Raw genomic sequence first — 6,578 nt, 5'->3', positions numbered from 1 at the left:
CAGATCGGGCTCCTGTGGGATGACTGAATTCTACAAAATAACCCAAAATTTCCTCAAGTGTGAGAAATTCGCGTCGATCGCGACCGGAGGCGCCTCGGGGCTGGCGAAGGGATCGGCCAGCCAGACCACGCCACCGGCTTCATCAGCACCCACCATCAGCCCTGCCGAGCCATCGGCAAACATGAGCACGACCGGCGGCACGTCGCGCAGGCGCACGAGATCGCGCCATTGCAGGCGCATGCCCCTTGCGGTGCCGCCATTTTCCTCCACCCAGCGCGCAAGGGCGGGAATGGAGGGGGCAGGATCATCCGGCTCACCGGCAAAGTCGCGTATATCAAGGTCGATGCCATGAAAGCGCGCCGCACGCAGCACCGCCTGCAGGCGGATCAGTTCCGGCGCGCGCCGTGGCGGTGTCTGCCCCCTGGCGGGGCCGCCTGCTTGGTCTGGATGGGCCACGGCACCCCTTTGCATTGCATGTTCGTTCCTCAACCCGGCCGAGGGTAGGGAAAGAAAGCAAAGGGTTCCTTAACGGCGCTTTTTCGCGCATGTAAACGGCCCTGCATGCAGGGCCTATTGCCCCGGCAGGAAGACTGCCCTCAGGGGCTCACCCACACCTGGTGAGCCTGTGAAATATAACGCGGCACGTGGTTCAATAAACTGACCCCGGCTGCGCGCTCAGGTGGTTTTTTTCGCTGCGCCAGCCGCTTTTGTTCTGTTGCGCAGATTGCAAAAGATCATCTGCGCAAACTGCAGCAGAACCTTGCTGTCCATCTTGCTGTCTCCCTCATGGCGGGAGCGGAAGACAAATGGCAGTTCAGTTACCCTTGGCTTGGTTTCCTGCACCATCAGCATGTCGAGCAGGATCTTGAAGCCCTTGCCGGACAGCCTGCTGACAGACTGGACAAACATCTCCCGCCGCACGGCAAAAAAGCCGCTCATCGGGTCGTTTACCTTAACAGGCAGCAGGTACTGCGCGATGTGAATGCCCGCATTGGACAGGAACAGCCGCCATGCATTGGCCAGGCCCGCATTATCGCCGCCTTCAACATGACGGCTGCCAATCGCCACGTCATAGTTATCCCGCACGATGGCATCAGCCATTTTCTGCAGCAGGGTTTCATCATGCTGCATGTCGCCATCCATCACGGCCACGACAGGCGCCGAGGAGGACAGGATGCCCTCGATCACGGCCGATGAAAGCCCCCGACGCCCGACCCGCAACAGGCCCCGCACCCGACAGTCGGCCTGCGCCAGCCTCCAGACCTCGTCTATGGTGCCGTCGGGGGAATTGTCATCGACGAAGATGAGTTCCCACCTGTAGCGCGTTATCGCCTTTTCGACAGCACGGAACAGGGGCTCCACATTGCCCCGTTCGTTGTAGCACGGAATGATGATGCTGAATTCAGGCCCTGAGCGGGTGCCATTTCCGTCATGTGTATCGTGCGATGTAGGAGCAGAAAAGGCTGGCATAATCAATAAGATCCAAGGAAACCACATGATGGGCGGCCGGACGACAGAAACACTATACAAAGTCGGATATGGCCAGGACGACCCTAGCGCATAGAGGATTTTCCCTTCATTCACAACACGGCAAAGTTTTTCGATAAGTTACGGTACGTTATATTATCGATCTGAAATTTCAGGACGAAATAACTCCTGAATGATCTTCTGAATGTCGCGGATACGCCGGGCGCGTTGTCAGCCGACGCGCGGTTCCTTGAAATTTTCCTGTCATACTCTGCGATGTTTCTCCCGCTTCCCGCAGGGCTCCGCCTCCAGGAGCACCCACATCATGCGTGGTACCGCCCGTTCGTGATGTTTTCAGACAGGGCCGGCGAACTCTTTCTTAAAATTTAAGCCTTCTATAAATTCAGAAAATAAAGGATAAGAAAAGAAACATTTATCCCGACATAAGTTTGTTAAGAAACATGACAAAACGTCACAAACCTGTTACATTACTAGCCACTATATTGGCCTTTGGTTTTCTGATGCGAATTTTATTCGCGTTCTACTACTCTGGCGGTTGGAGGCCTGATGAAATTTTTCAGAATCTAGAACCTGCTCATTGGTATCTTACCGGCCATGGTGTCATAACATGGGAATGGCAGGCCAAAATCCGTAACTGGATCATGCCGGGCGTGGCCATCGTGATCTGGAAAGCGACATCCCTGATGGGACTCGGTTTACCCCCGTCAGCCGTAAGGGTATTTTTTTCAGTCCTGTCTGTTTCCATTATCGCGGCGTTCAGCGTTCTGGGCAAACTGCGGTATGGGCGTACTGGATTAATGATCTGCGGCATAACCGCGATTTTCTGGCCTGACCTGTTGATAGGGGCAGCAAGAACAGGGGGAGAATTTCAGGCGGGCAATACGTTTGCCCTCGCAATCTGCCTAGCTTTGATTGGAAAATTCCAGCAGGAAAATGCAAAAAAATATTATGCCCTTTATATTTTTAGCGCTTTCTTTATAGGCGTTACTTTTGACCTGAGATTTCAGTTGGTGCCTGCATGTGGCCTCGCCATTTTATGGATCGGTTACTGGATTAAAAACTGGACCTACCGGTTCTGTTTTTTGATATCTTTCCTCATTCCTGTATTTTTTCTGGGTATATTGGACAAGATAACGCTTGGTGGTTATTTCATATCTGTTTACAATAATTTTTACTTAAATGCTTATAAAGGTGTTGCTGATTCTTATGGGGTGGAACATGTATATTATTACATTTCTTTTTTCATAAAAGACTGGAAAATATCTACTCCTATTGTTTTTTACTTTTTTTTCCGCGGGTTCCGTCAATATGCGCTTCCCGCAACATTAGCCGTATTTATAATATTTTTTCATAGCGCCATAAATCATAAGGAAGTATCCTTCATATATGCAGCCCTTCCTTTGATCATACTTGTCTCCTCTCTCAGTTTTTCATCAATGATAGAAAACTGCAGCAAGGAAACATTATTCAAGTATGGGCTTGCTGTTTTTGTCTTTTGTCAGCTCAATCGTACTTATGTGGTTGATCAGATGAGAAAATCCAGTTCAATAACAGATCTCATGGTCAAGGTTTCTGGATATAATGACATGTGCGGCCTTGCCCTCATGACAGATTATTACACTTGGGGAGCTTCTGGCGGATATACTTTAGTAAGAAAAAAAGATGTTCCGCTATATTTTTACCCATTTGAATTCAATATAGATGGAGAAAACAAGCATTATAATTACGTTATTTCATACAGAGATTATGATCCTCACAACCTTTCCAAAAAAAATATCACTTGCGCTGATCAGTATTGCCTCTTCAAAATAAGCGATAACTGCTTAGGCAAGCCCGATTACAAACAGTTTGAAAATATGGTAGGATTTGTTGAACAGCCTGATATAAAGAAAAAATATAACGAAATCTGGAAAATTTGGTAAATTTTATTATGCGACATTAAAATTACGGAATACCTGATCAATGACTGCCTGTCTTTTATGCGTTTCCTTGGTCTGGGCCTGTCGGGTCGGGTGCCCGATGCCAAAACGGTCTGGCTGTTTCGTGAACGTCTGACGCAGGCCGGCGCGATTGAAAGACTGTTCGAGCGCTTCATGCCACTCTACGGAACGCCGGTTATCTGCCGATGCCAAGCCCGATCCTGGAGGCAACGCCGGCACCATGGCAGCGCAATACCAACGCGGAGAAGGCGGATCTCCGGGCGGGGTGTATCCCCGAAAGCTGGAGAAACAGGCCGGCAAGACAGGCCCGATGAACGCTAAAGTTCACCAAAGCGAAGCGGCAGGTGGATGGAACGATCCCATCAACGGATCTCGCCATACCGTTCTTTGGCCATAAATCGCATATTTCCATCGACCGGAAGTTCCGGCTGATCCGGAAATGGAAGGCGATAGATGCCGCCGCCAGCAATGGTGCGCAACTGAGAGAAGAGTTGCGCGATCGCAGCAATACCGCATCTGATGTCTGGGTTCTGGACCGACACGGCCTATCGGTCAAAGGCTAATGAAGCCTTCATGGAAAAGCAGGGTTCTGTTTCAAAGGTTCACGGGAACAAGCCTCATCTCAAGCCCATGCCCCAGCATATCCAGAGATTAAATGCTGGAAAATCCATCGTTCGGTCCTGTGTCGAGCATGTCTTTGCTGATCAGAAATCACAGGCGGGACGGGTTGTCCGGACAGCGGGCATTGTCCGTGCCACCATGAGGATCAGGCTGGCCAATATCGTCTACAACATGTGCCGCTTTCTGTTCCTGGAACGGATCAGCACCCCAATTTAGAAAACAAGGCTATAACGCTCCCCGCTCTGCCCCAGACGTAGAGCGAAAAACATTACCCAAAACCATCAATACCTGCCCGTTGATCCCAAAATCAGGACACTGGCACCTCAATCAACGGTTCTTCGGTCCCTCCACCTGTTCGTAAACAACTGGCTAAGCGGTATGGCAGATGTGGAGACGGCGCACCACTGATCGGAACAGGCAGTATGTGAGGGTTGATGTGGCAAAAGCGGCACGCAACCAGGCACGCGAAACGCTTTTGCAGGCGAATCAAAAAGCATCTTACTGGTCTGTAGGCAATAGATCCCGAGCATGAAGGCGCGGCTGATCAGTTGCAATGCCCAAGGCACACTGAAGCCATCGCGCAACTATAGCAACAGAAGATTATTATGAGAATGCATTGATACACTCCGAATTCAAACTTTACATAATGTAATAATTTATATAAATTATGAAAAATTTTCAGCCCGGCACTGGAAAAGAACGTAGGGACGCTCAATGAAAAAACCAATCTGCGCAAATGATGGCACAAAAAAATTTACTTATTATATTTTATTTTTTCTAATACTTTCTTCAATATCTGCAGTTTTATTTCCTTTCTTTGAAATTTTTACTCATATCCCCCTTGCCCAGAATGAAGGATGGAATGCCTATCAGATCGACAGGGTCATCAATCCGGCATTGGGCCCTCTTTATCCTGATCCACAGAATGGCCTGATTTTCAACAACTATCCGCCACTTTCATTTTACATAGTTGGATATTTTAGTAAATATGTAACGCATGACGTCATGGTTGCCGGCCGGATTGTCAGTTTTTTATTTATGACTGCGTCATGCTTTTTATGTAGCCTGTGCGTGAAAAGCCTGGGCGGAAAACCTATTGGCATAATATTATCATTTTTTATTCCCTTCCTTTACACAGCCCTGTATTTCAGGTGGTGGTTCGCGACCAATGATCCGCAATGGGTCAGCATTTTCTTTGTGTTGATTTCTCTTTTCATATCCATCAACTGCATGAAAAGTAATAAAGACGATAGGTATTTTTACATATGCCTGGCCGCATTTTTCTCTGTTGTGGCCGGCACGGCAAAGCATAATGAATTGTCCATCCCCCTATCCATAACTATTATACTATTTTTGTACGATAGGAAAATTTTTTATACATGGTGCATCTCTGGAATAGTTTTTACTGCATTAGCATTTCTATGCCTTGACGCCATTTTGGGCCATAACATGATTGAAGATGTTTTCTTTCATCCTCGGGTCATGTCTCTTTCATACCTGAAAAGTATTCAGGTTTCGCTTGGTTGGATGGCAACGCTTTATATTGCTTCCATACCGTGCCTGTTCGCAATGAAGGATAAAAAATTAAGAAACGTAATAGCCATCATTTTTACAGTATGCCTGGTCCTGGGCATATGCCAGAGGGCTGGCGAAGGCGTATCCGATAACGCACAAATTGATACGCTGATTGCTTTGGCGATTGTCATCGGCATGGGTGTATCTATATTTCCTGAAAAATGGCAAGGATACAGAACGCCCAGCATGATATTGCTGACCATAGTCTCCATTGCTCCCCCTGCAATAAAAAGCATAACACATTTACCGGGCAACATTAAAAAGATACAGCAGATACCCGCGCAGCAGAAAAGGTGGGATGCCATTTATAATATGATAAGTTCAGATCCACGTCCTTCTGCATGTCGCATGTTATCTATTTGCTATTGGGCGGGCCAACCCTACACCGTAGACATGTTTAATCTTGGACAATATCTGAAATTGAATGGGAAAAACAAAATATTCCATGACATGGTTGAAAATAAAGAATTTGGAATCATTGAATACAGCTACTGCTCCGATAAGGACTGCGAAATAGAAAAGAAGGCACTGTTTCAAAACGCTCTAAGCAACTATCATATGATAAGAATAGAACGTCGCTTTGGTACTTTTGACAGGTTCTATGATGTATTGGCATTCTATGCGCCCAACGATTAAGCATGCCTTGGCGCCCAGTGCAGAACCACCTTGGCAGGACGCATAGAATGTTTCCGCAATGCGAACAGGGTCCGGTGAATGGTTGCACTATGCAATCCAGAAACGCCTGTTATATTGTTGACAGACAGGGTCGTCGAGGCGGCCCGTCAGTTCTTTTCCTGCCCTGCTGCCCTAAAGTCCCGGAGTGGTAAAAGAGCGCAAGCCAGCACGAACATTGGCATCAAGAGACTGTTTGAAAACAACTCATTGATGAGAATGATAAAAGTTTTTGGGTGCCGCCTTTTTTCAAAAAGGCGGTGTTCTTCGAAGCTTTCTGAA

3 protein-coding genes and 2 pseudogenes are annotated in these 6,578 nt (G+C 47.7%); 3 read left to right on the top strand and 2 right to left on the bottom strand.

Going from position 1 to position 6,578, the window contains the following annotated elements; translation table 11 throughout:
* Positions 1–72 precede the first annotated feature (72 nt).
* Together DV027_RS14270 and DV027_RS14265 are read right to left on the bottom strand one after the other, a co-directional pair.
* A pseudogene (locus DV027_RS14270) lies at positions 73–471 on the bottom strand (cysteine peptidase family C39 domain-containing protein); the annotation flags it as partial.
* 204 nt (positions 472–675) lie between these two features.
* On the bottom strand, positions 676–1,470 hold the full coding sequence (locus DV027_RS14265) for a polyprenol monophosphomannose synthase (protein ID WP_130732655.1): 795 nt from the start codon (positions 1,468–1,470) through the stop codon (positions 676–678).
* 458 nt (positions 1,471–1,928) lie between these two features.
* Between DV027_RS14265 and DV027_RS14260 the strand changes: the two genes are divergently transcribed.
* The 3 genes and pseudogenes from DV027_RS14260 to DV027_RS14250 all read left to right on the top strand — a co-directional run bounded on the left by DV027_RS14260 (position 1,929) and on the right by DV027_RS14250 (position 6,260).
* A complete protein-coding gene (locus DV027_RS14260; RefSeq protein ID WP_130732654.1) occupies positions 1,929–3,410 on the top strand; it encodes a glycosyltransferase family protein in 1,482 nt (493 codons plus the stop codon).
* A gap of 24 nt (positions 3,411–3,434) precedes the next feature.
* Positions 3,435–4,265: pseudogene (locus DV027_RS14255) on the top strand (transposase); the annotation flags it as partial.
* Positions 4,266–4,763: 498 nt separating this feature from the next.
* On the top strand, positions 4,764–6,260 hold the full coding sequence (locus DV027_RS14250; RefSeq protein ID WP_130732653.1) for a hypothetical protein: 1,497 nt from the start codon (positions 4,764–4,766) through the stop codon (positions 6,258–6,260).
* The last annotated feature ends 318 nt before the right edge of the window (positions 6,261–6,578 follow it).

The organism is Komagataeibacter xylinus, from assembly GCF_004302915.1.
GTDB classification, from domain to species: domain Bacteria; phylum Pseudomonadota; class Alphaproteobacteria; order Acetobacterales; family Acetobacteraceae; genus Komagataeibacter; species Komagataeibacter xylinus_C.
The sequence above is the reverse complement of the archived record's forward strand: the minus strand, read 5'-3'. Positions and strand labels throughout refer to the sequence as shown.